This window comes from Tepidibacter sp. Z1-5 (genome assembly GCF_037844525.1).
In the GTDB taxonomy this organism is placed as follows: Bacteria; Bacillota; Clostridia; order Peptostreptococcales; family Peptostreptococcaceae; genus Tepidibacter_A.
In genome coordinates this window covers 39,730-65,309 of the sequence record NZ_JBBMMD010000022.1, presented here as the reverse complement: position 1 = coordinate 65,309, position 25,580 = coordinate 39,730, and the positions used below count along the sequence as shown (strand labels likewise).

26 protein-coding genes are annotated in these 25,580 nt (G+C 28.4%); 25 read left to right on the top strand and 1 reads right to left on the bottom strand.

Annotation, left to right across the window (positions count from 1 at the left end):
- Window positions 1-8 precede the first annotated feature (8 nt).
- From WJW32_RS05520 to WJW32_RS05415, 22 genes are all read left to right on the top strand, one after another.
- Complete coding sequence (locus tag WJW32_RS05520) at window positions 9-455, top strand: arginine repressor (RefSeq protein WP_340256179.1); 447 nt, start codon at window positions 9-11, stop codon at window positions 453-455.
- Window positions 456-470: 15 nt separating this feature from the next.
- Window positions 471-2,159: a DNA repair protein RecN gene (gene recN, locus WJW32_RS05515; protein ID WP_340256176.1), complete on the top strand. Its 1,689-nt coding sequence runs from the start codon at window positions 471-473 to the stop codon at window positions 2,157-2,159.
- 185 nt (window positions 2,160-2,344) lie between these two features.
- Window positions 2,345-3,358: a SpoIVB peptidase gene (spoIVB, locus tag WJW32_RS05510; RefSeq protein ID WP_340256173.1), complete on the top strand. Its 1,014-nt coding sequence runs from the start codon at window positions 2,345-2,347 to the stop codon at window positions 3,356-3,358.
- 86 nt (window positions 3,359-3,444) lie between these two features.
- Window positions 3,445-4,257 carry a sporulation transcription factor Spo0A gene (gene spo0A, locus WJW32_RS05505; protein WP_340256170.1) on the top strand — a complete coding sequence of 271 codons (813 nt, stop codon included), beginning with the start codon at window positions 3,445-3,447 and terminating at the stop codon, window positions 4,255-4,257.
- 181 nt (window positions 4,258-4,438) lie between these two features.
- Window positions 4,439-5,560 (top strand): putative cytokinetic ring protein SteA, encoded by a 1,122-nt coding sequence (gene steA / locus WJW32_RS05500; RefSeq protein ID WP_340256167.1) that lies wholly within the window; start codon window positions 4,439-4,441, stop codon window positions 5,558-5,560.
- Between the two features lie 12 nt (window positions 5,561-5,572).
- Window positions 5,573-6,439 (top strand): copper transporter, encoded by an 867-nt coding sequence (locus WJW32_RS05495; protein ID WP_340256164.1) that lies wholly within the window; start codon window positions 5,573-5,575, stop codon window positions 6,437-6,439.
- 14 nt (window positions 6,440-6,453) lie between these two features.
- Window positions 6,454-7,140 carry a glycosyltransferase family 2 protein gene (locus WJW32_RS05490; protein ID WP_340256161.1) on the top strand — a complete coding sequence of 229 codons (687 nt, stop codon included), beginning with the start codon at window positions 6,454-6,456 and terminating at the stop codon, window positions 7,138-7,140.
- Window positions 7,141-7,146: 6 nt separating this feature from the next.
- On the top strand, window positions 7,147-7,947 hold the full coding sequence (locus WJW32_RS05485; RefSeq protein ID WP_340256158.1) for a glycosyl transferase: 801 nt from the start codon (window positions 7,147-7,149) through the stop codon (window positions 7,945-7,947).
- Window positions 7,948-7,959: 12 nt separating this feature from the next.
- Entirely contained in the window at window positions 7,960-9,027 is a 1,068-nt protein-coding gene (locus WJW32_RS05480) for a DUF3866 family protein (RefSeq protein ID WP_340256155.1), read from the top strand.
- Window positions 9,028-9,030: 3 nt separating this feature from the next.
- Complete coding sequence (locus tag WJW32_RS05475; protein ID WP_340256152.1) at window positions 9,031-9,561, top strand: NUDIX hydrolase; 531 nt, start codon at window positions 9,031-9,033, stop codon at window positions 9,559-9,561.
- Window positions 9,562-9,628: 67 nt separating this feature from the next.
- Window positions 9,629-10,246, top strand: coding sequence for a hypothetical protein (locus WJW32_RS05470; RefSeq protein ID WP_340256149.1), 618 nt, complete (start codon window positions 9,629-9,631; stop codon window positions 10,244-10,246).
- Between the two features lie 15 nt (window positions 10,247-10,261).
- Window positions 10,262-11,143, top strand: coding sequence for a tyrosine-type recombinase/integrase (locus WJW32_RS05465; protein WP_340256146.1), 882 nt, complete (start codon window positions 10,262-10,264; stop codon window positions 11,141-11,143).
- A 114-nt stretch (window positions 11,144-11,257) separates the two neighbouring features.
- Complete coding sequence (locus WJW32_RS05460) at window positions 11,258-12,430, top strand: phosphopentomutase (RefSeq protein WP_340256143.1); 1,173 nt, start codon at window positions 11,258-11,260, stop codon at window positions 12,428-12,430.
- A gap of 14 nt (window positions 12,431-12,444) precedes the next feature.
- Window positions 12,445-13,266: a purine-nucleoside phosphorylase gene (locus WJW32_RS05455; RefSeq protein ID WP_340256140.1), complete on the top strand. Its 822-nt coding sequence runs from the start codon at window positions 12,445-12,447 to the stop codon at window positions 13,264-13,266.
- Between the two features lie 130 nt (window positions 13,267-13,396).
- Window positions 13,397-14,722: a pyrimidine-nucleoside phosphorylase gene (locus tag WJW32_RS05450; RefSeq protein ID WP_340256137.1), complete on the top strand. Its 1,326-nt coding sequence runs from the start codon at window positions 13,397-13,399 to the stop codon at window positions 14,720-14,722.
- A gap of 222 nt (window positions 14,723-14,944) precedes the next feature.
- Window positions 14,945-15,955 (top strand): endolytic transglycosylase MltG, encoded by a 1,011-nt coding sequence (gene mltG / locus WJW32_RS05445; protein ID WP_340256134.1) that lies wholly within the window; start codon window positions 14,945-14,947, stop codon window positions 15,953-15,955.
- Window positions 15,956-16,000: 45 nt separating this feature from the next.
- Window positions 16,001-16,654, top strand: coding sequence for an O-methyltransferase (locus WJW32_RS05440; RefSeq protein WP_340256131.1), 654 nt, complete (start codon window positions 16,001-16,003; stop codon window positions 16,652-16,654).
- A gap of 114 nt (window positions 16,655-16,768) precedes the next feature.
- Window positions 16,769-18,004 (top strand): peptidase U32 family protein, encoded by a 1,236-nt coding sequence (locus WJW32_RS05435; protein ID WP_340256128.1) that lies wholly within the window; start codon window positions 16,769-16,771, stop codon window positions 18,002-18,004.
- Window positions 17,994-18,638, top strand: a complete 645-nt coding sequence (gene udk / locus WJW32_RS05430; RefSeq protein WP_340256125.1) for a uridine kinase — start codon at window positions 17,994-17,996, stop codon at window positions 18,636-18,638. Before WJW32_RS05435 ends, udk begins: the two co-directional genes overlap by 11 nt.
- 57 nt (window positions 18,639-18,695) lie before the next feature.
- Entirely contained in the window at window positions 18,696-20,366 is a 1,671-nt protein-coding gene (locus tag WJW32_RS05425; RefSeq protein WP_340256123.1) for a peptidoglycan D,D-transpeptidase FtsI family protein, read from the top strand.
- Window positions 20,367-20,410: 44 nt separating this feature from the next.
- Window positions 20,411-20,812 carry a sigma-70 family RNA polymerase sigma factor gene (locus WJW32_RS05420; RefSeq protein WP_445330213.1) on the top strand — a complete coding sequence of 134 codons (402 nt, stop codon included), beginning with the start codon at window positions 20,411-20,413 and terminating at the stop codon, window positions 20,810-20,812.
- A gap of 18 nt (window positions 20,813-20,830) precedes the next feature.
- Window positions 20,831-21,088, top strand: a complete 258-nt coding sequence (locus WJW32_RS05415; protein ID WP_340256117.1) for a YkuS family protein — start codon at window positions 20,831-20,833, stop codon at window positions 21,086-21,088.
- Window positions 21,089-21,117: 29 nt separating this feature from the next.
- Here the strand turns inward: WJW32_RS05415 and WJW32_RS05410 are convergent, their stop codons facing one another.
- Entirely contained in the window at window positions 21,118-22,644 is a 1,527-nt protein-coding gene (locus tag WJW32_RS05410) for a recombinase family protein (RefSeq protein WP_340256114.1), read from the bottom strand.
- Between the two features lie 316 nt (window positions 22,645-22,960).
- Between WJW32_RS05410 and WJW32_RS05405 the strand changes: the two genes are divergently transcribed.
- From WJW32_RS05405 to WJW32_RS05395, 3 genes are all read left to right on the top strand, one after another.
- Window positions 22,961-24,454, top strand: coding sequence for a YjjI family glycine radical enzyme (locus tag WJW32_RS05405; RefSeq protein ID WP_340256111.1), 1,494 nt, complete (start codon window positions 22,961-22,963; stop codon window positions 24,452-24,454).
- Complete coding sequence (locus WJW32_RS05400; protein ID WP_340256108.1) at window positions 24,447-25,283, top strand: YjjW family glycine radical enzyme activase; 837 nt, start codon at window positions 24,447-24,449, stop codon at window positions 25,281-25,283. The genes WJW32_RS05405 and WJW32_RS05400 overlap by 8 nt, the downstream gene beginning before the upstream one ends.
- A 93-nt stretch (window positions 25,284-25,376) precedes the next feature.
- The gene (locus WJW32_RS05395; RefSeq protein ID WP_340256105.1) at window positions 25,377-25,544 is read left to right on the top strand and encodes a hypothetical protein; all 168 of its coding nucleotides are present in this window, start codon (window positions 25,377-25,379) and stop codon (window positions 25,542-25,544) included.
- Window positions 25,545-25,580: the final 36 nt, after the last annotated feature.

Here is a 25,580-nt window from a genome sequence, read left to right as displayed (position 1 = left end):
ATTTAAAGTTGAAAATATCAAGGCATAACAAACTATTAGAAATAATTGAAAGCAATGATATAACGACTCAAGATGAACTTGTACAAAAGCTTAGAGATCATGGAATGAACGTTACTCAAGCTACAGTTTCGAGAGATATAAAGGATTTGAAGTTAGTTAAGGTTTTAACAAAAGATGGCAATTATAAGTATGCAGCACTTAAAAAAGAAGAAAAGGGATCTTGTGATAGACTTATAAGGTTGTTGAAAGAAGTATTGGTAGGGATTGACTCATCTGAAAATATTGTGTGCTTAAAGACTATTGATGGATCTGGACAGTTAGTTGCAAAAGCAGTAGATCAACTAGAACTTAAAGAGATAATAGGTACAATAGCAGGTATTGATACTGTATTTGTATTGATAAAAAATAGAGAAGATGTAGATCTGATAAAAGATAGATTTAGAAAGCTAATATAGATAAGGGGGATTATCATGATCCTTGAGATGTATATAAAAAACTTTGCATTAGCAGAAGAAATTAGAATAGACTTTGAAGAAGGATTTAACATACTGACTGGAGAAACTGGTTCTGGTAAATCTATAATAATAGACGCTCTTAATCTTTGCCTAGGTGGAAGGTATGATAAATCATTTGTAAGAAAAGGAACAGATAAAGGTCTTGTAGAGGTTACATTCAATGTTACAAATGAAAAAGTTATTAAAGAATTATTAGAGTGCGGAATAGATGCATCTTTAGATGATAATTTGATAATATCAAGAGAAATACATAGCGATGGAAAGAACATAAGTAGGATAAATGGAAGAAATGTAAGAATATCATTTTTAAAAACTATAGGATCTTTATTGGTAGATGTACATAGTCAACATCAAAATCAGGTTCTTTTTAATAAGGATAAGCATATAGAATTTTTAGATATATATGGACACCATAGAATTGAACCTGAAAAAAAAGAATATTTAAATATATACGAAAAATACTTTGATTTAAAAAAGGAAATAGACTCACTAACTGAGAATAAAGATGATATTCAAATAGCAAGGGAAATAGATCTTTTAAAATTTCAAATAAACGAGATTGAAGAGGCTAATTTGACGATAGGAGAATATGAACAACTTTTAAAAGAAAGAGAGTTACATAGAAATAGCGAAAAAATATATACAAGCTTAAATAGCTCGTACTCAAATTTATATGAATCAAATTACAATGCGTTTGATTTAATATCTAAAGGTATTCAGGATTTAAAAAATGTTGTCAATATAGATGAAAGGTTAGAACAATTTCATACTTCGTTAGAAGAAATTATGTATACTCTTCAAGATATATCAAAAGATATAAGAGATTATAAAGAGAATATAGATTTTGATATTAAAAGTCTTGATGACATAGAAATAAGAATAGATACAATAAATAACATAAAACGAAAATATGGAAACTCTATACAGGAAATTCTAGAATATAAAGAAAAAATAATGAAAAGATTAGAAGATATAGAAAATAGAGATGAAAAAATACTAGAATCAAAAGAAAAATTGACAAAAATTGAAAGTGTATTAAATCAAAAAAGTGAAAAAATAACTTCTATAAGAAAAGAAATTGCAAATGAATTGGAAACTGATATATTTGAACAACTTAAATCTTTAAATATGGAAAATGTTGTATTTAAAGTTGGTTTCAGAAAAAAAGAAGAGTATTCTTTAACAGGAAAAGATAGTATAGAATTTATGATATCATTCAATATAGGTGAAGATTTAATGCCTATATACAAAGTTGCATCTGGTGGTGAAATGTCAAGATTTATGCTTGCATTTAAAACTATATTATCTGATATAGATAAAGTAAATACACTTGTGTTTGATGAAATAGATACAGGAATAAGTGGAATAGCAGCAGAAATAGTAGGGAAAAAATTAAAGGATATATCATATAAAAAACAAGTTATAAGTATAACTCATTTACCTCAAATAGCAGTAAATGCAAATTCTCATTTTAGAATAGAAAAAGTTATACAAGAAAGTAGAACTTATACGAAAATAGAAAAATTAACCCCAAAAGAAAAGATACAGGAAATAGCAAGATTAATATCAGGATCTAATATAACTGAAAAAACAATAGAACATGCAAAAGAAATTTTACAAATAGCTCAAAATAAAGATGCTTAGGCATCTTTATTTTTTATGATAAATAGGAATTTATATTATTTTTAAATAAAACCACATTTAAAATCTTTCAAAGAAAGACTTTTTTATAATGAGACTTTTTTACAATAATATTATTATTTGTGGAGGATATAAAAGTACGATTTTAGGAAAATTAATATTAAAACGACATTAAGGAAGTGATAATTATGGCTAAAATTTCCAAGAGAAAATTTTTGATTTTAATATTAATTTTATCTACAATATTGACAAGTTTCACACCATTTAATTTGATTTCACAAGCATTTAATCAAAATAAATTAGAATTAATTCCACTTGGGAATATAGCTGGAATAAAACTCGACACAAAAGGAGTATTAGTTATAGGAATAGATGAAAATTACTTGAAATATAAAGATAGAAATATAAAAATCGGAGATATAATAGTTAGAATAGAAGGAAAAGAAGTAAATAAAGCACAAGATATAGAAGATATTACAAATAATATAAAAAAAGATTTTATAAATGTAACTATAAAAAGAGATGGTAAGTATATATCTGAAAATATAAAATTATATAAAAATGATGAAGATGATACTTACAAAATAGGAGTATGGGTAAGAGATAAAATAGCAGGAATAGGAACGTTGACTTGTTACAATCCAAAAACAAAAGAATTTTATGCTTTAGGTCATGGAATAACAGATGTAGATACTGGAAGTATAATAGAAGTTAAAAATGGTGTTTTATATAAACCTGAAAAAATAGGAGTTAAAAAGGGAACATCAGGACTTCCAGGTGAAATAATAGGAGATTTCGATAAAGAAAATATAATGGGTGAATTTAATCGTAATGATCATTTTGGAATAAAAGGTACCATGAACAGTAAATATATATGGAACAATTTAAAAGCCATAGAAGTCGGTCATTATTACGAAGTTAAAAAAGGAGATGCCTATATATTATTTACTGATGAAAACAATAGAATAAGAAAATATAAAATACAAATAAAAAAGATATTTAACCAAAATAAACCAAAATCTAAGAGTATGGTGGTTGAAATAGTAGATAAAAATCTGATAAACTATACAGGTGGAATAGTACAAGGTATGAGTGGGGCTCCGATAATACAAAATGACAAAATAATAGGAGCTATAACACATGTATTTGTCAATGATCCTAAAAAAGGATATGCCATATTTATAGATTGGATGTTAAAATAAGTTGAAATAAATTAAAGGAAATTTAATACAAATGTCGAATTAGTTAACTTGTATAATTATAATATTTTTTATTGGGGGGTAATTCTGTGAAAGAGAAAATAAAATTAATAATAGCAGATGATAATAAGGACTTTTGCCAAATATTGAAAGAATATTTGCAAAATGAGAATGATATAGAAATATTAGGCATAGCTAAAGATGGTATTGAGGCACTTGATTTAGTATCAGAGAAACAACCGGATTTACTAATACTAGATATAATAATGCCGCATCTTGATGGACTTGGAGTCATAGAAAAATTAAATACTATGGATATCAAAAAGATGCCAAAAATAATAGTATTATCTGCTGTTGGACAAGATAAGATAACTCAAAGAGCCATAAATTTAGGAGCGGATTACTATATAGTTAAGCCTTTTGATTTTACTGTATTTATAAACAGGATAAGAGAATTGGTTGGACAAACAAGTGTATCAATACTTGAAAATAATAAACCATTAGTACAATTTAAAACTGTTAAAAATGATTTTATACAAAATACTGGAAATATAGAGGCTGAAATAACTAATATAATACATGAAATAGGAGTTCCAGCTCATATAAAAGGGTATTTATACTTAAGAGAAGCTATAGCAATGGTAATAGAAAATGTAGAACTTTTAAGTGCTGTTACTAAGGAACTATATCCTAATATAGCTAAGATATTCAATACTACTCCATCAAGAGTTGAAAGAGCTATAAGACATGCTATAGAGGTAGCTTGGAGTAGAGGTAAAGTTGATACTATAAATCAATTATTCGGATATACTGTTCACAATACAAAAGGAAAGCCAACAAATTCTGAATTTATCGCAATGGTAGCTGATAAATTAAGACTTGAGCATAAAGCGGTAAGATAAAGTAAAGAGAAACATCTTTTGTTATTATAAAAAATAGCAGAAGATGTTTTTTAATTTGTAAATTAATAGAAAAATTTCAAAATTTAAATCCTTATTTAATTTAGAGGTATTTATGTGATATAATTAGATTTGTTTAAAATTAAACCTAAAACTAGTATTTTGTAAAATGAGGGGGAAAAATATGCGACTAAAGGCTCCGATAAAAATAGATAGAAAAACTAAAAATCTAGCCAAAAGATTAAAAGGAGGAGAGATTGCTGTAATAAATCATAAAGATATAGATGAGGTTGCAGCTAACTCTTTAGTAGAAGGAAAAATAAAAGCTATAGTAAATGCAGATACTACAATAAGCGGTAGATATCCGAATAAGGGACCTCAAATACTTTCTAATAAAAATGTATATATATTGGATAATGTAGGAAAAGACGTGTTTGATAGATTAAATGAAGATGATATTGTTGAAATAGTAGATAATAAACTATATTTAAATGATGAATTAATAGGTGAAGGTGAAATATTAGACAAAGATACTATTAAACAAAAAATAAAATTATGCTATGAGAATTTATCTAATGAATTAGATAATTTTATAGAAAATACTATAGAATATGCTAAAAAAGAAAAAGGGTTTATACTTGGAGATTTAGAAATTCCTAAAATGAAGACCGATTTTAAAGGAAGACATGCACTGATTGTGGTAAGAGGTCAAGATTATAAACAGGATTTAAGCACAATAATTCCATATATAGAAGAGATGAAACCTGTATTAATAGGAGTTGACGGTGGAGGAGATGCACTTTTAGAGTTTGGATATACACCCGATATGATAGTTGGAGATATGGATAGTATAAGTGATGAATGTTTGAGGAAATGTAATGAATTAGTAGTTCATGCGTATCCTGATGGAAGGGCACCAGGACTTAAAAGAATAGAGAGTCTAGGACTTAATGCTACTATATTTCCAGCACCTGGAACTAGTGAGGATATAGCTATGCTTACAGCATATGAATATGGTGCAAAATTAATAGTTGCACTTGGAACTCACTCAAATATGATAGATTTTCTTGAAAAAGGAAGAAAAGGAATGGCAAGTACTTTTTTAGTAAGGCTTAAAATAGGCTCAAAGCTTATAGATGCAAAAGGAGTGAATCTTCTATATAGAAGTAAACTAAAACTAAAGTACATATGGGGGCTTATGCTAGCAGCTCTTTTCCCTGTTTGTATAGTAGCTTATTTATCACCATCTATTCAGCAGCTTATAAAACTTATGCAGATTAAAATTAGATTATTAATGGATTTTTAGGGAGGTTTTTTTGTGAATGTAAATATGAAGTATTTTATAGTAACATTAAGTGCTATTTTTATAAGTTTGGGAATCGGAATATTAATAGGATTTAACTTAAATAGTAATGGAGAATTTGATGAACAACAAACTCAAATAATCGATGACTTAGAAAAAAAATTCAATCTTATAAAAGAAGAAAATAATAAGAGGGAAGATAAGATTTTACACATGACTAAAGAAAATGAAAATCTAAATAAATATATAGAAAATTCATTTAGTTATATAGTGGATAATAAATTAAAAGAAAAAAATATAGGTATAATCAAAACGACAGAAGATTACTTTTATCCTAATGTAGAAGAAGTTATAAACAAGGCTAATGGAAATGTGGCATTTAATATTGTTATAAAAGATAAACTGGTAAATGAATTTGAAATAGATGGACTAAATAAAGAATTCAACTTAAATTTAAAAGATAAGAACGAACTTATAAATTATATATGTCAAATAACATATTTAGATAAAAATATTGAGTTATTGAATAAAATGAGCCAAAAAGGAATAATAGAGATAAAAACTTTGAATCTTGAGTATAATAATTTAGACACTGTTATACTTGAAGGTGGAAGTTTAGAAAATAACGAGAACAAGCTAAATATCGTAGATAAAAATGTAATTAAATACTTTAAAGATAAAAATGTGAATCTGCTTGGAACTGAAAGAAGAGATGTTCAAAATTCATATATTCCATTTTATAAAGAATCTAAGATATCTACTATAGACAATTTAGATGAGGTTATGGGTAAGATATCATTGATTATGGTTATTGAAGGAAAAACAGGACACTTTGGAGTAAAGAATACTGCAGATGAATTCACACCTTTAGAAATTAAATAATAAGGAGTTAATTTATGAATAATAAACATATTAGTATAATAATACCTGCTTACAATGAAGAAAATAAAATAAAATCTACAATAGAAGGTATAAGGGATGTAAAGTGCATAGATGATATAATAATAGTAGACGATGGATCTACTGATAATACATTTAAAATAGCTTCTTCATATGACTATGTAAAGTCGTTGAAGCTTGATAAGAATATGGGAAAAGGATTTGCTTTAAACTATGGACTTAAAATGGCTATGCAAAATTCTGATATTATAGGATTTTTGGATGCTGATTTAGGGGAAACATCAAGAGATATAGAGAAATTAATATATCCTGTGCTAAATGATGAATGTGATGTAAGTATTGCAAAATTTCCACCTGCAAAGAAAAAAGGTGGTTTTGGAATTGTTAAAAAGCTTGCAAAGAATGGAGTTAAAATGTTAACTGGCGAAGAATTAGATTCAACATTATCAGGACAGAGAGTATTCAAAAAAGAAGTATTACAGAACTTTCAAGAAATGCCATTTGGATATGGTGTTGAGGTTGGAATGACTATCGATATATTAAAAAAAGGATATAAAATAAATGAAGTTTTAGTAAATATGACGCATAATGAAACTGGGAGAAATTTAAAAGGATTTATACACAGAGGAAAGCAGTTTTATCATATAAATATTACTTTACTAAAAAAAATATTAGGGAGGTAATACGAGTTGATTTATATAGTATTTTTAATTGGATTTTTAGGAACTCTATTAATAACTCCTTATTTTAAATCGCTTTTAATAGAAAGTAATATTGTGAGAAAAAACTACAGACAAGATTTGATACCAGTATGTGCTGGGATAATATTTTTGCCTATGGTTATAATAAATTCATCTATTTTGAGATATTTTTATGAAAGTAATGATATATATATATACTTATTCGGTATAATGAGTATGGCGTTTATAGGTATACTTGACGACTTAATAGGAGATAGAGATGTTAGTGGTCTTAAAGGACATTTTAAAAGTTTATTAAAGGGTAAACTTACAACAGGAGGCTTTAAAGCTTTGTTTGGAGGTTTTGTAGCTTTATTAATATCAGTTAATATATCAAATAATATAATTGATATATGTGTAAATACACTACTAATTGCATTGTGTACAAACTTAATGAATCTGCTAGATTTAAGACCCGGTAGAGCTATAAAAGGATATTTATTTATTTCGATAATACTTCTTTTTACTGTACCTATGTACTATGACAAAGTAATGATAGTTATTCTAATGTCAAATGTACTTGCGTATTTCAAAGAAGATTTAAAAGCAAATGCTATGATGGGAGATACAGGATCTAATGTTCTTGGAATATCAATAGGGATAATCATAGCTTATAACTTTTCATTTATGGTTAGACTTTGTGCGTTAATATTATTAATATTTATTCATATAATTACAGAAAAGTATTCTTTAACAAAAATAATTGAGAATAATAAATTACTAAATTATATAGACATGTTAGGTAGATAAAGAGGGGTAATTATGATAAGCAAAAGAATTGGAATAGTACAAGAGATAATATCTAAAACTGAAGAAATGGAAGAACTTAAGGTTAAGATAGATGAATATATATATAAGGCTATAAACTATCCTAAAATTAATTCTTCTGTGAACATTAATGATGAGGTTCTATTAAATACAAGTGCTGTGGAACTTAATCTTGGAACAGGAGGATTTCACTTTGTAATAGCGAATTTAAATAATTTAGAGAGTAAAATGAGTGAAGGCGGACATATAATGAAACTTAGATATACTCCGCTTCAAGTAAAAACATTTTCTGCAGAAGAACAAGAGAGTGAATATCACGATAAAATTAAAAATTTTAAATCACTTGATAATATGCCAGTTGTAGTTGGAACTCTTCATAGTATGCTAGTTCCATTTGCTGCATCATACAAAAGAATTGATAAGCAAAAAAAGTTAGTATACATAATGACTGATGGAGCAGCACTACCTATATATTTAAGTAAGAATGTACAAAACTTAAAGAAAAATAAATTAATAGATCACACAATAACTATTGGAAATGCATTTGGAGGAGACTATGAATGTATAAATATATACACAGCATTAATACTTGCTAAAGAAGTTTTAAATGCAGATGCTGTATTTGTATGTATGGGACCTGGTATAGTAGGAACATCTACTAAATATGGATTTACTGGTATAGAACAAGCTAATATACTTGATGCTGTAAAAACATTAAAAGGAAAACCAATAGCTATACCTAGAATAAGCTTTGCAGATAAAAGAGATAGACACTTTGGTCTTAGTCATCATTCTATAACTATATTAAAAGATATAGTTAATACAAAGGTTGTAGTCCCAATTGGCATAGGATGTAATAAGAATAAAGAGTATGTAATCAATCAAGTAAAAGAAAATAATATAGATAAAATACACAATGTAGTGTATATAGATAATCACAAAACAAAATCGGACTTAGAATATTTCAACTTAAGGGTAAAGAGTATGGGTAGGTCTTATGAAGAAGATAAAGAATTTTTCAATTCCGCAAGCTCTGCTGCTTATTATCTATTGGAGGGATAGGTTATGATTTTTAAAGAAGAAACTATGAGTTCAGAAATGATATATAATGGAAAAATTATCAACTTAAGAGTGGATACAGTTGAACTTCCAGAGCATAAATACCAAAAAAGAGAAATTGTAGAGCATCCAGGGGCTGTAGCTATATTAGCTATAAATGATAAAAAAGAAATAATATTTGTAAGACAGTTTAGAAAACCAATTGAAGAGGTTTTATTGGAAATTCCTGCTGGAAAACTTGAAGAAGGAGAAAATCCTAAGGAATGTGCTATAAGAGAATTGAAAGAAGAAACTGGATATGAGGCTAAAAATATAAAATTTTTAAATGAATTTTATACATCAGCTGGGTTTTCTAATGAAAAAATGTACTTGTATTTAGCTACTGACCTGCAAGAAGGTGAGTGCTGTCCTGATGAAGATGAATACGTAGATGTTATAAGTGTAGACGTAAAAAAAGCTTTTGATATGGTTACAAACAATGAAATAAAGGATTCTAAAACTATAATAGGAATACTGTTATCAAAAGATTTAATATAAAAAAATGTAATACACCCCTTATTTTTGACATAGAATTATGTAAAGTTAAAAACAAGGGGGTTTTAATTTGAAAAAAATATTTAAATTTTCAAGCTCGAATCTTAACTATAAAATAATTATGATAATATTTATATTTTTATTTAGCTTAGGAGTTACAAGTGGAGCCTATTTAAACAAGGTATATTCAATTTCAAATACTTCTATGAATGAGTTTATTTCTAGGACAACCAGTGATTATAATCAAAATTTTAATCTGATTAACGAGACTTTGCTTAATCTTAAGAATGATTTTGTATATTTAATATCAATGTACTTGTCATCTTTGTTTATAATTACAAGTCCATTGATATTGGTTATAGTATTTTTAAAGGGGTTATCAGTAGGATATACAGTAAATACATTAATGTTAGTATTGAAGACGGGTTCAATCAAAATGATATTTTTAATACTTATGAAAAATATAGTTATAATTCCTTTTACATTTCTTGTGATGTCTTTTTCTTTTAATTATTTTTTTGAAGCAATACATGCTTTGAGAATATCTAATAGATTTAAAAACTATAATCATATTAAAAAGTTAATGTTAAAATATAGTATTAATTTAATAGGATTATTTGCAGTAATAGTAACAATACAAGGAATAGTAAATTTAGTATCTATATTGATAATGCAAAAAATATTTTAGTCAGAGGAGTTTAATATGGATAACATAATAGATGAGTATATAGATTACATAATAAAGGATAAGAATCTTTCTCAAAATACTATACTATCATATAAATCGGACTTAAAAAAATATATGAATCATTTAAAGTGTAATAACACAGATTATATTAGTGTTAGCGAAAATGATATATTTAGTTTTTTGATACAGCTTCAAAAATCTAATACATCTGTATCTACCATATCTAGAATAATATCGTCAATAAAATCATTTCACGAATTTTTATTTAATACTAGGATATCGGATGATAATCCAGCTAGAAAAATTAAAAAACCAAAGGTAGAAAGACCTAAGATGGATATACTAACACAAGAAGACGTAGAGCTTTTGCTTAATGCACCTAACTTAGAAAATATAAAAGGGATAAGAGATAAGGCTATTTTGGAACTGTTTTATGCAACTGGAATTAAGGTTTCTGAATTGATTGATCTTGATATAGATGATGCTAACTTAAATATGGATTATATAAACTGTGTAAATAAAAAAAATACTAGAACGATACCTCTTAGTAATACAGCGAAAAAATATATACAAAAGTATTTAGATGATTCTAGAATAAAGATAGTAAAAAATAAAGATGAAAAAGCTTTGTTTGTAAATTCAAAGGGTCAGAGATTTACAAGACAAGGGCTTTGGAAGATAATTAAAAAGTATACTCAAAATATAAACTTAGATAAAAATGTAACTCCAACTATGTTGAGACATTCATTTGCTATACATTTGCTTAAAAAAGGAGCAAACTTGAGTGTGGTTGGGAAAATATTGGGTAATAATAATTTAACAAGTCTTCAAATATATTTAAATCATATAGATAAGAATATAAGAAAAGAGTTAAAAGAAAATCATCCAAGACTATAAATGATAAAATATAATTTAAAGTTATAATTGAAATCACGTTGAATCAATGTTAAAATCTAAATATAAGTTAAATATAAAAATATTAATTTATCCTGAAAAGAGGAGTTGATACGAATGAGTAAAAGAGTAGTGTTGATGGTAATGGACAGTGTGGGTATAGGACAGCTTCCAGATGCCCAGAAGTTTGGAGATGAAGGGGTTAACACATTAGGAAACATAATAAAAGTATATGATGATATAGCAATACCTAATCTAACTAAACTAGGTATAGGTAATATTGATGGATTTGAACAAGTTAAAGAGATTGATTCTCCTATAGGAGCATTTGGTAAGTGTGCTGAGGTATCTCAAGGAAAGGATACTACAACAGGTCACTGGGAAATGGTAGGACTTAGAGTTGATGAGCCATTTAAGACTTTTCCAGATGGATTTCCTAAAGAGGTAATAGCGGAATTTGAAAGTAAAACAGGAAGAAAAGTTATAGGAAATAAGCCTGCATCGGGAACTGCAATCCTTGATGAACTTGGAGAACAACATATGAAAACAGGAGAAGTAATCGTTTACACATCTGCAGACAGTGTATTCCAAATTGCAGCTCATGAAGAAATTGTATCCCTTGATGAATTATACAAAATGTGCAAAATTGCAAGAGAGATGATGATGGGAGATAATGCTCTTGCGAGAATAATAGCAAGACCATTTGTAGGAGAACCAGGAAACTTCACAAGAACTACTAATAGAAGAGATTTCTCACTAGATCCTTATAGTGATACAATACTTGATAATATAAAAAAAGCAGGTCAAGATGTAATAGCAGTTGGAAAAATAGAAGATATATTCAATGGAAAAGGTATTACTGAAGCTGTTCATACAAAGAGCAATATGGATGGTGTTGATCAAACTATAGAATATATGAAAAAAGACAATAAAGGTCTTATATTCACTAACCTAGTAGATTTTGATTCAAAATATGGACATAGAAGAAATGTTGAAGGATATAAAGAGGCTATAGAGGAATTTGATTCAAGAATTCCAGAAGTTATAGAGAACCTTAAAGATGAAGATATATTAATATTAACTGCCGATCATGGTAACGATCCCACATATAAGGGAACCGATCACACACGTGAATATATCCCAGTTTTAGTATATGGAAATAATGTTAAAAGTGGAGTGAATATAGGCATTAGAAGTACATTTTCAGATATAGGAGCTACTGTTGCAGATATATTAGGAGCTAAGCTTCCAAGTAATGGTGAAAGCTTCAAAAATTTAATTCTAAAATAATAGGAGGAACAATAATGAAGGATTTAATTACTAAAATAAAAGAAAGTGCAGAATTTATAAAGTCAAAGGCGAGAGTTGAGCCAAAAGTAGGGTTAATATTAGGATCAGGACTTGGAGTATTAGCAGACGAAATAGAAGATGCTGTTAAGATAAAATATGAAGAAATACCTAATTTTCCAGTTTCAACAGTAGAAGGCCATGCAGGACAGCTTGTAATAGGTAAATTACAAGGAAAAGATGTTGCTGCAATGCAAGGAAGATTCCATTTTTATGAAGGATATACTATGGAAGAGGCTACATTCCCTGTAAGAGTAATGAAGGCTTTAGGCGTAGAGACAATAGTTGTAACAAATGCTGCTGGTGGATCTAACAAGACTTATGTACCAGGAGATTTAATGATCATAAATGATCACATAAATCTTGGTGGAAATAACCCGCTTATGGGTCCTAATAATAAAGATCTAGGAGTTAGATTCCCAGATATGTCAACTGCGTACACTCCAGAACTTATATCTCTTGCTAAAGATGTAGCTAAAGAATTAAATATAGATGTTAAAGAAGGTGTTTATACATACTTTACAGGCCCTACTTATGAAACACCAGCAGAAATAAGAATGGTTCAAACTATAGGGGGAGATGCAGTTGGAATGTCTACAGTTCCAGAAGTTATAGTTGCTAGACATTCAAGCCTTAAGGTTTTAGGTATATCTTGTATAACTAATATGGCTGCTGGAATATTAGATCAACCTTTAAATCATGAGGAAGTTATAGAGACTACTCAAAGAGTTAAAACACAATTTATATCATTAGTAAAAAATATATTACATAAAATGTAATAGCTATGCAAGTAAAGCTAGACCAAGATTTATCCGAAAGCTAAAAATTCAGCTGGAGTAAAAACTTCATATGAATTAAGTTTTCATTTATATCATTAGTAAAAGGAATAGTGAGAGAGGTGTAGTAGATATGAGAATGTATGATATTATAAAGAAAAAAAGAGATGGACTTGAGTTGTCAAAAGAAGAAATAAACTTTTTTATAGATGGATATGCAAAATCAGAAATACCTGACTATCAAGCTTCAGCTCTTATAATGGCGATATTTTTGCAAAAAATGACTAAACAAGAAACTGTGTATCTAACAGATGCGATGATGAAATCTGGGGATGTTATAGATTTAGCAAAAATAGATGGAATAAAAGTTGATAAACATAGTACAGGTGGAGTTGGAGACAAAACTACTATAACTTTAGCACCTCTTGTAGCATCTTGTGGAGCACCTGTTGCAAAAATGTCAGGAAGAGGTCTTGGACATACAGGAGGAACTCTGGATAAGCTTGAGGCTATACCTGGACTTTCTATAGAAATGAATCAAGATAAGTTCACAGATAATGTAAATGCTCATAAGATAGCTGTGTGCGGTCAAACTGCAAAAATAGTTCCTGCTGATAAAAAACTTTATGCTTTAAGAGATGTTACTGCTACTGTAGATAATATATCTTTAATAGCTAGTAGTATAATGAGTAAGAAGTTAGCTTCGGGAGCTGATGCCATAGTTCTTGATGTTAAAACTGGTAGCGGAGCTTTTATGAAAAAATTAGAAGATTCATTTGATTTAGCCAAAGAAATGGTTGATATTGGGAATGGAATGAACAGAGAGACTATAGGTGTTATTACTGATATGGACCAACCGCTGGGACTTGCAGTGGGTAATTCACTTGAAGTAATTGAAGCTATTGAAACGTTAAAAGGAAATGGGCCAAAGGATTTCACAGAGCTTTGCCTTAATTTAGGTTCATATATGTTAATGCTATCTAAGGTTGCAAACACATATGAAGAAGGAAGAAAAATGTTAGAAGAGTCTATATCTTCTGGAAAAGCTCTTGATAAACTAAGAGAATTTATAGAGATTCAAGGTGGAAATAAGGCTGTAGTTGATAATTATGACTTATTACCAGGAGCTACTAACATAATAGAAGTTAAATCTATTAAAAAAGGTTATGTAAGTAAGATTGAAGCAGAAACTGTTGGTCTTAGTGCCATGATGTTAGGAGCAGGTAGAGAGACGAAAGAAGATGAATTAGATCTTGGAACTGGTATAATACTTAAGAAAAAAGTTGGAGATATGGTAGAAGAAGGTGAAACTTTAGCTTTTATGTATGTTAATGATATGAAAAAGCTTGATTCAGCTAAAGAAAGACTTTTATCAGCTTATACTATATCTGATGATAAGCCTGCTTCAAGAAAGCTTATTCATGGAGTAGTTACTAAGAATGGAATAGAAAGATTCTAGTAAAAACTTATATATGATATAAAGAAAAGATGTGCCGACATAGGTACATCTTTTCTTTATACAATTTTTTGAATTAATAAGTTACATATTGTAAAAAATACTCTAAAATTATATAATAGTATAGATGTATAAAAAGATTAAAAATTCAAAAGTCTATATTGTTTAGCATTTGATTCATAACACCATAAAATATATTGAATTTAAGAAAAAAGAGGTAATAATATGAAAAAAGTATTTATTATGTGTATTTTTACAGTAATTATTATATCATCGGGGTTAGTCTATTTTAATATACAAACAGGTCCTTATGATTCGAGTAAGGATAAGCAAGTGCTAGTGGATATAAAAAAAGGATCTTCACTCAACAGTGTTAGTGATACATTGTTTGAAAAACAACTCATAAAGAATAAATTATTTTTCAAAATAATTGCTAAAATCAATAAGATGGATACTGGAATAAAGGCTGGACTTTATAATTTAAATCAATCGTATTCAAATAAAGAAATATTGGATATGTTAAATTCAGGGAGTGTATATAAGGATTTAGTTAAGGTTACTATTCCAGAAGGTTTTGAAGCACATCAAATTGCAGATAGACTTTCAAATTTGGGACTTGTTGATAAAGAGAAGTTTATGGATTTAGTAAATACTCCGTCTGTATTTAGAGACAAGTATTCATTTTTAAATCAAGAGTATATAGTATCTCTTGAAGGATATTTATTTCCTGATACTTATTTTGTCAATAAAAACTATTCAGAAAAAGATATCATAAATATGTTGTTGAATAGATTTGATCAAATGTATACTGATGAATATAAAAAAATTCAAAATGAAAAAAATCTTACACTTAACCAAGTAATAACTCTTGCATCTATTGTAGAAAGAGAAGCTAGGTTAGATAAAGAAAGAAGTATAATAGCGGGTGTATTTTACAATAGAATGAATATAAATATGCCTCTTCAATCTTGTGCGACGGTTCAATATATATTAGGAGAAAGAAAGCCGAATTTAAGCTTTGAGGATATAAAAATAGATTCTCCGTATAATACATACAAAAATGCAGGTCTACCTCCTGGACCAATAGCATCACCGGGAAAAAAATCAATAGAAGCAGCACTTTATCCAGAAGATGTGGATTATTTGTATTTTGTAGCGAAGAAGGATGGAAGTCACAGTTTTTCAAAGACGTATAATGAGCATCTGAAAAGAAAAGGAGAAAATGAGAGTGAATAGGTGGGAATCCACCTATTTATTTGTGTCATAGAAAGGATGATACTTTTGAGCAATATAGTAGATGAATTTGTAGAAGAATATATAAGAAATACATTAAAAGAAAGCGAAGCTTTTTTAAAGGAATTAGAGGATTATGCGAGTGAAAACTTAGTTCCTATAGTTCATAAAGAAGTTGCAGAACTTTTAAAAGTGGTTTTAAAGATGAACAAGCCTAAGAGAATATTAGAGGTTGGATGTGCAATTGGATATTCTTCTATGCTGTTTGCGAATACTTTAAATAAGAATTGTGAAATAATAACAGTAGAGAGAAATGAAAAAATGATAGAAAAGGCATCAGAAAACATTAAAAAGTATGGATTTGATGATAATATAACTATACTTGAGGGAGATGCTGAGGAAAGGTTAAAAGAAGTAGATGGGGAGTTTGATATGATTTTTATTGATGCGGCTAAAGGTCAATATAAATTATTTTATGATTTAGTTATAGATAAATTAAAGCCTGGTGGAGTTTTAATATCCGATAATATATTGTATAAGGGAATGGTTGCCAGTGATAAGTATGTTATCAGAAGAAAAAAGACAATAGTTAAGAGGATGAGAAATTATTTAGACTATATATGCAATTGTGATTATTTAGATACTAGCCTAATACCAATTGGAGATGGTGTGGCTTTAAGTTATAAAAAAGTTCTTCTTTAAAAGAATCTTAAATGTAAACTTTTATGAAACTCATAACGGAATTTATATTTGTCCACAATTTAAAGAGGAATATAATTTCCTATTCGTTATAAAAAATATTAAAGAGGTGTTAATATGCAAAAGGTAGAATTACTGGCTCCAGCTGGAGATTTAGAAAAGTTAAAGATGGCCATTGAATATGGTGCAGATGCTGTATATGTTGGAGGAGAGTTTTTTGGACTAAGAGCAGGTGCTAAGAATTTCACTTATGAACAAATGAAAGAAGGTGTGAAGTTCGTTCATGATAGAGATAAGAAGTTATATGTAACGGTCAATGTAATACCTCATAATGAAGACTTTAAAGGGTTAAGTGAGTACTTAAAGCAACTTGAAGAAGTAGGAGTTGATGCTGTAATAGTATCAGACCCAGGAGTTCTTTCAGTTGTAAAAACTGTTATACCTGATATGGAAGTACATTTAAGTACTCAAGCTAATAACACTAACTATATGAGTGCTAAGTTTTGGTATAACCAAGGGGTTAATAGAATAGTAACTGCTAGAGAGCTTTCGTTTAAAGAAATAAAAGAAATTAGAGATAACATACCTGAGGATATGGAAATAGAAGCATTTGTACATGGAGCTATGTGTATATCATATTCAGGAAGATGCCTTATAAGTAATTATATGGCTGGAAGGGATGCAAATAGGGGAGCTTGTGCTCATCCTTGCAGATGGGAGTATTCGTTAGTTGAAGAAAAACGACCTGGAGAGTATTTTCCAGTATATGAAGATGAAAGAGGTACATTTTTCTTTAATTCAAAAGATCTATGTATGATAGAGTATATACCTCAAATAATAGAATCTGGAATCAAAAGTCTTAAAATAGAGGGTAGAATGAAGACTTCTTATTATGTAGCATCTGTTGTTAGAGCATATAGAATGGCTATAGATGAGTATTATAAAAAACCTGAAGCGTGGAAGTTTAATCCTATGTGGCTTGATGAAATAAAAAAAGCTAGTCATAGAGATTTTACAACTGGTTTCTATTTTGATAAGCCAAAATCAGATGAGCAACATTATGGGTCTAGTTCATACATAAGAGATTATGATTTTATAGGACTTGTTAAATCTTATGATGAGAAAGAAGGAATAGCAACAGTTGAACAAAGAAACAGAATGTTTGTAGGAGATAAAATAGAAATAATAGGTCCACATAGGGAAACTATTTACACTAAGATAGATAAAATATGGAATGAAAAAGGCGAAGAGATAGAAGTAGCTCCTCATCCTAGACAGTTAATCAAAATTAAGTTTAATGCTTTTGTTAAAGAAAATTATATATTGAGAAAGGTGATAGAAGATGAAAAATAGGCCCCTGATAATAGGAATAACTGGTGGAACAGGTTCAGGAAAAAGTACAGTAAGTAAGGCTATAATAGAGAGTATACCTGAGGAAAATTTATCTATTATAGAGCAAGATGCTTACTATAAAGACCAAAGTCATCTTGAATTTAAAGATAGGTTAAAGACGAATTATGATCATCCATTTGCCTTTGATAATGAACTTTTAATAGGTCACTTAAATGATTTATTAGATGGAAAAAGTATTAAAAAACCAGTGTATGACTTTGAAAAACATACTAGAGATTTAGATAAATATACAGAGGTTTTTTCTAAGGATATAATAGTGGTTGAGGGTATAATGATATTAGAAGATGAAAATTTAAGAAATATGTTGGATATAAAGATATTTGTAGATACAGATAACGATATTAGAATACTTAGAAGAATACAAAGAGATATAGAAGAAAGAGGAAGAACAGTGGATTCGGTAATAGATCAATATCTTTCTACTGTAAGACCAGCTCATATGCAGTTTATAGAGCCGTATAAGAAATATGCAGATATTATAATGCCGGAAGGTGGATATAATAGTGTTGCTATAGATATAGTTGTAGCTAAGATAAAGTCTATAATAGAGTCAAAAGTTAAAAAAGATAATTAATTAAAGTATTAACCCCTTGATAATTGGAAAAAATAATCCTTATCAGGGGGTGTTTTTTTGAGAAAAAAAAGTAATATACAGCATAATAAAAGATTTTCAATACTTTTAGTTACTTTTTCATTTGCATTTGTATCTTTATTTGCAAGGCTTATGTACATACAGTGTTATAAAGGTAAAGAATATTATGAAAGAGCTATAAGACAAAGTGAAATAAAAATAGATTTGACTAGCAACAGAGGAACTATATATGATAGAAATAATGTTCTACTTACAGACAATGAGAAGGAAGATATAGTTGTAATATTAAAGCGAAATTTTAAATTAGATAAGGAAAAAATAGATATATTAAAAAAAGTTACAAAACTCTCTGAAAAAGAAATATACAATGAATTTGAGACTAAAAATAATCTTGTAGAGCTTAAAATAAAATATTTAAATGATAATTTAAGAAAACAAATAGAAAGCAAAAAAGCAATTTTAATAGTTAATAAAACATATAGATATAGAAGTGAAAATATATTAACACATGTTTTAGGATATGTGAATGAGAATGAAAATAAAGGTGTAAGTGGAATTGAAAAAGCTAAAAATGATTTACTGAAAAATCAAAATAGAGAATATGTAGAGGCATTTGTAGATGCTAGGAAGAATGTAGTTCCTGGAAGTTTCAAAAAATATAAAAGTCAGAATACAAATCATAAAAACATAAAATTGACTATAGACTATAATATACAAAAGATAGTTGAAAAAGCATTAGATAAAAAACATAAAAATGGGGCTGTTGTAGTATCTGATGTAAATACAGGCGAGATACTGGCCATGGCATCAAGACCAAATTTCAACCCAAATAAGATAGAAGATTATATAAATAGCAAAAATCAAGAACTATTAAATAAAGCTATTCAATGTAAATACCCACCTGGATCGATATTTAAAATAATAGTAACACTTGCAGCATTTGAAGAAAATGTAGTAGATGAAGAAGAAAAATTTAATTGCAACGGATATATAGAATTTGATGGAATAAAGATAAAGTGCTGGAAAAGAGATGGACATGGAGAAGAGACATTTAAAGAGGCTTTTTACAATTCGTGCAATCCCGTATTTGTTGAAGTAGGAAAAAGACTAGGAAGCAAAAAAATATTAGAAACAGCAAAAAGAATGGGACTGTCAGACAAAATAGATATAGGTATAGAAGAAGAAAAAGAGACTTCGCTTCCAAAGGGAGATACTATCAAAGGAAATGCTATAGGTAATATATCGATAGGACAAGGAGATATAGAAGTAACTCCTTTGCAAATAAATCAGATGACTCAGATAATAGCTAATAACGGAGTATATAAAAAATTGTATCTATTTGATTCTATACTAGATCAAAACATGAATGAGGTTGAAAAACATAAAACAGAAAAAGATAAGGTAGTCATTTCTCCTTTTATAATAAATAGAACAAAGAAATTAATGGAAGGCGTTGTTGAAAGTGGTACAGCTAGCAATATAAAAGGAACACAAGAAAATAGTGCAGGAAAAACTGGTTCGGCAGAATATTATATCAATGGTAAAAAATTTGTACATGGGTGGTTTACTGGATACTATCCAGCAAAAATACCTAAATATGCAGTAACGGTATTTATATATGATGGAAAATCAGGAGGAGGAGCTGCAGCTCCTGTATTTAAAGATATAATTGAAAACATAAATAATATTAAACAAGTACAGGCACAATAATATAAAGGCATTCATATAATATAAAGTGACTTATTATATGGGGGGTGAATATATTGACAACTACAAAATCATTTCCAAATCCACTAACCCCTAAAGAAGAACTAGAATATTTAAAAAAGTTTAAACAAGGAGACTTAAGTGTAAAATCTATTCTAGTAGAAAGAAATCTAAGATTAGTAGCTCATATTGTGAAAAAATATACCAATTATCAAGAAGATATAGAAGACTTAATATCTATTGGAACTATTGGGCTTATAAAGGCAATAGAGACATTTAATATCGACAAAGGCACAAGGCTTGCAACTTATGCTGCAAGGTGTATAGATAATGAGATACTTATGAGTATAAGAGCGGGGAAAAAAAATAAAGGAGAGGTATCTCTTCAAGATCCTATAGGCGTAGATAAAGAAGGGAATGAAATATCTTACGTATTATATCAACTTTAAATTTAGGAGGATTTTATATTGAAAAATATAGCGGTTGAAAGAACTATGTCATTTGTAAAGAATGACTTAAAAAGAGAAGGATATCAAATTGATATAATAGACAGTGACGAAAAAAACAACTCAAATTATTTAAATAATTTTGATGCATTATTAGTATCCGGATTACAATCAAACTTTATAGGAATTGAGACATCATCGAGTAAAATACCAGTGATAAAGGCTAGTGGAAAGAGTATTGAAGATATAAAAAGTGAATTAAATAAAATATTTCATTAGCATCAAAAAGAGTAGCTTAGAAATATAAGCTACTCTTTTGGTAATTTGGGATAAATTATTAATGTGAATTCATCGTTTCTTTTATGTTTTTCTTTTTTATATACAACATTATTTAGGATTGATTTTAGTAATCTATTCTTTAACGCATTACTATTTGTACTTTCGTATATATCCAAAAGGTGTGCGAATTTTGGTACACAACTTGCATTGAATTTGTTACATTCATTTGTTAATTTATTATTAGTATCATCTATAGAGTCTTGAATATTTTTTATTTTTTTAGTAATCAAATTTAACCTAGATATATATGTAGACTCATCGTATATATTTCGTTCTAGTAGATTGTGTAAGTTGTTTTTTTGAACATTTAAATTACTCAGTTCTTTTTTTAATCCATAAAGTACATTTTTGTACAATGAATTATTCTTATTTGTATCATTACAACAATATCTATTTAAATCAAACTGGTACTTTTTCAACCAATATCTCAAAGATAATATTAACTTATTTTCTATATGTATAAATTTACTACTTTTATTTGAACAATTTTTAGGGCACATAATTTGAGAATCTCTATTTTTATATGGTCTAAGTACCATAGATGAATTGCAATAAAAGCATTTAACAACTCCTGCTAAAGGATTTGAAATTTTAGTTTTTGAATTAAATGGTGTATGAGAGCGGCTTGATAAAATTTTTTGAGCTTTTTCATACATTTTTGAAGAAATAATAGCTTCATGCTTTCCCTTAACATCTATCCATTCTTTTTTAGGTCTTATTTTAGTCTCTTTGTTTTTCCCTATTTCGCTTGATTTTTTATTAATAGTTTTTCTCCATTGTATTCTTCCTGTATAGACGTTATTTTTTATTATTGAAAGAACTGATGGTGATGACCAATTTGAACCTGTGTAGCTTTTGTAGTTCATATTATTTAGTTTATCTGCTATTTTTTTACCTCCCAAATAATGATTTGTATATAAATCGAATATAATCTTTACAACTACTGACTGTTCTGGGTGAGGAGTCAATGTTCTATAATTATCCTTATAACAAATTTCATATCCATACGGAGGAAGAGTTCCTAAATAATTACCATCTTCAACACTTCTGATTCTACCATTTTGAAGGCGTCTATTTATTATTTTAAGCTCTTTTCTAGCCATAAACGCTTCGAACTCTGAATACTCTTCATCAAATTCGTTATCTAAATCGTATATTTTTCTAGGTGTTATAATCTTTGTATTAGAATTTTTAAATGTTTCAAGAATAACACCTTGTTCTTTCATATTACCTCTACCAAGTCTATCTATGTCCATACACAAAATAGAGTCATACAGATTATTTTCAACATCCTTTAAAAGCTCCAGCATTTGAGGTCTGTGCATCAAGCTTTCTCCAGAGACTATTTCTTCTCTAATTTTTAATATATTTAAATTATTTTCTTTTGCATATTTAAGCAAGGCCTTTTTATGTTTTAGCAGAGTTTCCTTATCACCTCTTTTTTCAGCTTCTTCATCTGCTCTTGACTTTCTAAGATAAATACAAGTGTTGTTCATTAACATCGTCCTTTCTTAATAAAGTGAAACTTAATTCAGATGGAGTTTTTATTCCAGTTGAATTTATAGTTGTGTAAGTGCCCCTTTGGATATATGTATATATCCAAATTATATTTGCAAAAACTGAAATATATGTATAGTCAAGAATAACGTTTGCTAAAAATATCAAAAGGGTATAAAATATATATAACAGCATACTATAAAGAGAAACTTAATTAATGTATAGTGTTTATATCAACTGAATTTTAAGAAAAATTAGTATGTTAAACAACCATTTAAAAGTGGTTAAAATATTTTAAATGGAGAGTGAATAACCATGACTAATATTTTAAACATAATAAAGGATACTACTATGACTTATGAACAGAAGGTTATGAGTCTTGCTAGGGCTGCAGAAGAAACTTTAAATGTGCTAAACATAAGTGAAATGGCACAAAAGTACAGAGAAGAAGGAATAATATGTGACCTTAATGAAGGGCATGCTCCGTATAGACCTAGATATATAGTTCCTGATTATGAAAGATTTATTACAAATGGAAGTGAATTTTTAGGTATAAAGCCTCCTAATGATATTTGGGAAGCAGTAAATAGTTTGTTGATTTTATACAAGCACGTTCCATCAATAACATCTTTTCCGGTGTATATAGGAAATATAGATATATTACTTGATAGATTTATAGAGGATGAGGATGAAGCTTACAAAGCTATAAAATTATTCTTAACTCATATTGATAGAACTATTACAGACTCATTTTGTCATGCTAATATAGGTCCTAAGGATACTAAAGCTGGAAGACTTATATTAAAGGCGGAAAGAGAGCTTGAAAATGCAATACCTAATATTACCATTAAGTATTCTGATGAAACTTCAGATGAATTTGCAATTGAAGCTATAAATACAGCTCTTGTTACTGCTAAACCTAGTTTTGCAAATCACAGAATGTTTTCAAATGACCTTGGTGAAAACTATGCAATAGTAAGTTGCTATAATGGACTTAATATAGCTGGAGGAAGTCATACATTAGTTAGATTAAACCTTGCAGGACTTAGCAAAATATCAAAGGATGAAAATGATTTTATAGAAAACAAGCTTCCTGAGGCAGTTAAAGTAATGGCTGGATATATGGATGAGAGAGTAAAGTTTTTAATAGAAGAAAGTGGATTCTTTGAGTCAAGCTTCTTAGTTAGAGAGAATCTAGTAAAAAAAGATAATTTTACAGCTATGTTCGGTATGTTTGGACTTGCTGAGAGTGTAAACCACTTTATAAATTCAGATGTTAAAGAAGATAGATTTGGTCATAGTGAGAGAGCGAATGAATTAGGGCTTAGAATAATTCAAAAATTAGAAGATGAAGTAAATAAACATGAAGCACCTTACTGTAATGCTTCAAATAATAGATACGTTCTTCATGCACAAGTTGGAATAGATACAGATGAAGGAATAAGTCCTGGATGTAGAATTCCAATAGGAGATGAACCAGAGATACATCAACATTTAATTCAATCAGCAAAATTCCACAAGTACTTCCCATCAGGAATAGGTGATATATTCAACTTTGATTCTATGGCGAAGAAAAATCCTGAATATATATTGGATATAATAAAAGGTGCATTTAAAGAAGAAATGAGATATTTCTCTTTATATTCTACTGATTGTGATGTTATAAGAATCACTGGATATCTAGTTAAAAGATCAGAAATAGAAAAGCTTCAAAAAGGTGAACAAGTATTACAAGATACTGTAGCTTTTGGAATGGGAGCTGTAAATAACAACAATGTACTAGAAAGAAAGATAAGAAAAGATGTGTAAGGGCTTAGTAAATAGAATACTACCATTTAGCTCTGTGGATGGACCTGGAAATAGAAGTGCTATATTTATGCAAGGATGTAATTTTAATTGCTTGTATTGTCATAATCCAGAGACTATAAATATATGTAATAACTGTGGAGTATGCGTTAAGTCTTGTAAATACGAAAGCTTATCTAATAAAGGAAAAGAAGTTATTTGGAATTTAAAAAACTGTAAGCAGTGCGATATTTGCTTAAAGTCATGTCCGAATGATTCAAATCCAAAAAGTATTTATATGAGTGTTGATGAAGTTTATGAACAAATATATAAAGTTAAATCATTTATATCTGGGATAACAGTTTCGGGAGGAGAATGTACTCTTCAACATGAATTTTTAACAAAGTTATTTATTAAGGTTAAAGAACTTGGACTGACATGTTATGTTGATACTAATGGATCTATACCTTTAAAATATAAAAAGGATTTTGTAGATATAATGGATATGAGTATGATAGACTTAAAATCATACGATGAAGATGAACATAAAATGCTTACGGGAATGTCTAATAAAAATGTAATTGAGAATATAAAATATTTAGCCAGTATAGATAAATTATATGAGGTTAGAACTGTTATAGTTCCAAATGTTTTAAATAATCATTACAATGTAGACAAAATAAGTAAACTTATAGCATCTTTAAATCCAAATATAAGATATAAGATAATAAGATATAGAAATCACGGTGTTAGAACAGATATTATAAACAGCTATACACCAAGTGATGATATGATGAATGAACTACATCAAATAGCATCTAATAACGGATGTAAAAATATAATTTTACTTTAAAAAGTATGGTAGATAATCTACCATACTTTTTTGTTTTTAATCTGTGAATAGGACAACATTTAACCCTCATATAATCAAATAGGAGGGAATAACATGAGCGAAAATATGAAATACGATGAAATACATATAATAGGAAATACAACTGTATGCATAGTAGAACCGGTTATAGAATCAAAAGAAGATATAGATTGTATATTAGAAGAATTTCACGATATTAGCAGAGAAATTGTTGAAAATATATTGAAAAATAGAGATAAGTAATCAATGATAATCATATAATTAAAAATACAATTCACA

Bases quoted from the DNA above. Each gene is read 5' to 3' on its own strand.
- WJW32_RS05460 (WP_340256143.1), top strand. From the start codon at position 11,258: ATGAGTAAAAGAGTAGTGTTGATGGTAATGGACAGTGTGGGTATAGGA.
- WJW32_RS05435 (WP_340256128.1), top strand. From the start codon at position 16,769: ATGCAAAAGGTAGAATTACTGGCTCCAGCTGGAGATTTAGAAAAGTTA.
- WJW32_RS05405 (WP_340256111.1), top strand. From the start codon at position 22,961: ATGACTAATATTTTAAACATAATAAAGGATACTACTATGACTTATGAA.
- WJW32_RS05455 (WP_340256140.1), top strand. From the start codon at position 12,445: ATGAAGGATTTAATTACTAAAATAAAAGAAAGTGCAGAATTTATAAAG.
- udk (WP_340256125.1), top strand. From the start codon at position 17,994: ATGAAAAATAGGCCCCTGATAATAGGAATAACTGGTGGAACAGGTTCA.
- WJW32_RS05400 (WP_340256108.1), top strand. From the start codon at position 24,447: ATGTGTAAGGGCTTAGTAAATAGAATACTACCATTTAGCTCTGTGGAT.
- WJW32_RS05490 (WP_340256161.1), top strand. From the start codon at position 6,454: ATGAATAATAAACATATTAGTATAATAATACCTGCTTACAATGAAGAA.
- WJW32_RS05395 (WP_340256105.1), top strand. From the start codon at position 25,377: ATGAGCGAAAATATGAAATACGATGAAATACATATAATAGGAAATACA.
- spoIVB (WP_340256173.1), top strand. From the start codon at position 2,345: ATGGCTAAAATTTCCAAGAGAAAATTTTTGATTTTAATATTAATTTTA.
- WJW32_RS05450 (WP_340256137.1), top strand. From the start codon at position 13,397: ATGAGAATGTATGATATTATAAAGAAAAAAAGAGATGGACTTGAGTTG.
- WJW32_RS05410 (WP_340256114.1), bottom strand. From the start codon at position 22,644: ATGAACAACACTTGTATTTATCTTAGAAAGTCAAGAGCAGATGAAGAA.
- WJW32_RS05465 (WP_340256146.1), top strand. From the start codon at position 10,262: ATGGATAACATAATAGATGAGTATATAGATTACATAATAAAGGATAAG.
- WJW32_RS05475 (WP_340256152.1), top strand. From the start codon at position 9,031: ATGATTTTTAAAGAAGAAACTATGAGTTCAGAAATGATATATAATGGA.
- steA (WP_340256167.1), top strand. From the start codon at position 4,439: ATGCGACTAAAGGCTCCGATAAAAATAGATAGAAAAACTAAAAATCTA.
- mltG (WP_340256134.1), top strand. From the start codon at position 14,945: ATGAAAAAAGTATTTATTATGTGTATTTTTACAGTAATTATTATATCA.
- recN (WP_340256176.1), top strand. From the start codon at position 471: ATGATCCTTGAGATGTATATAAAAAACTTTGCATTAGCAGAAGAAATT.
- WJW32_RS05480 (WP_340256155.1), top strand. From the start codon at position 7,960: ATGATAAGCAAAAGAATTGGAATAGTACAAGAGATAATATCTAAAACT.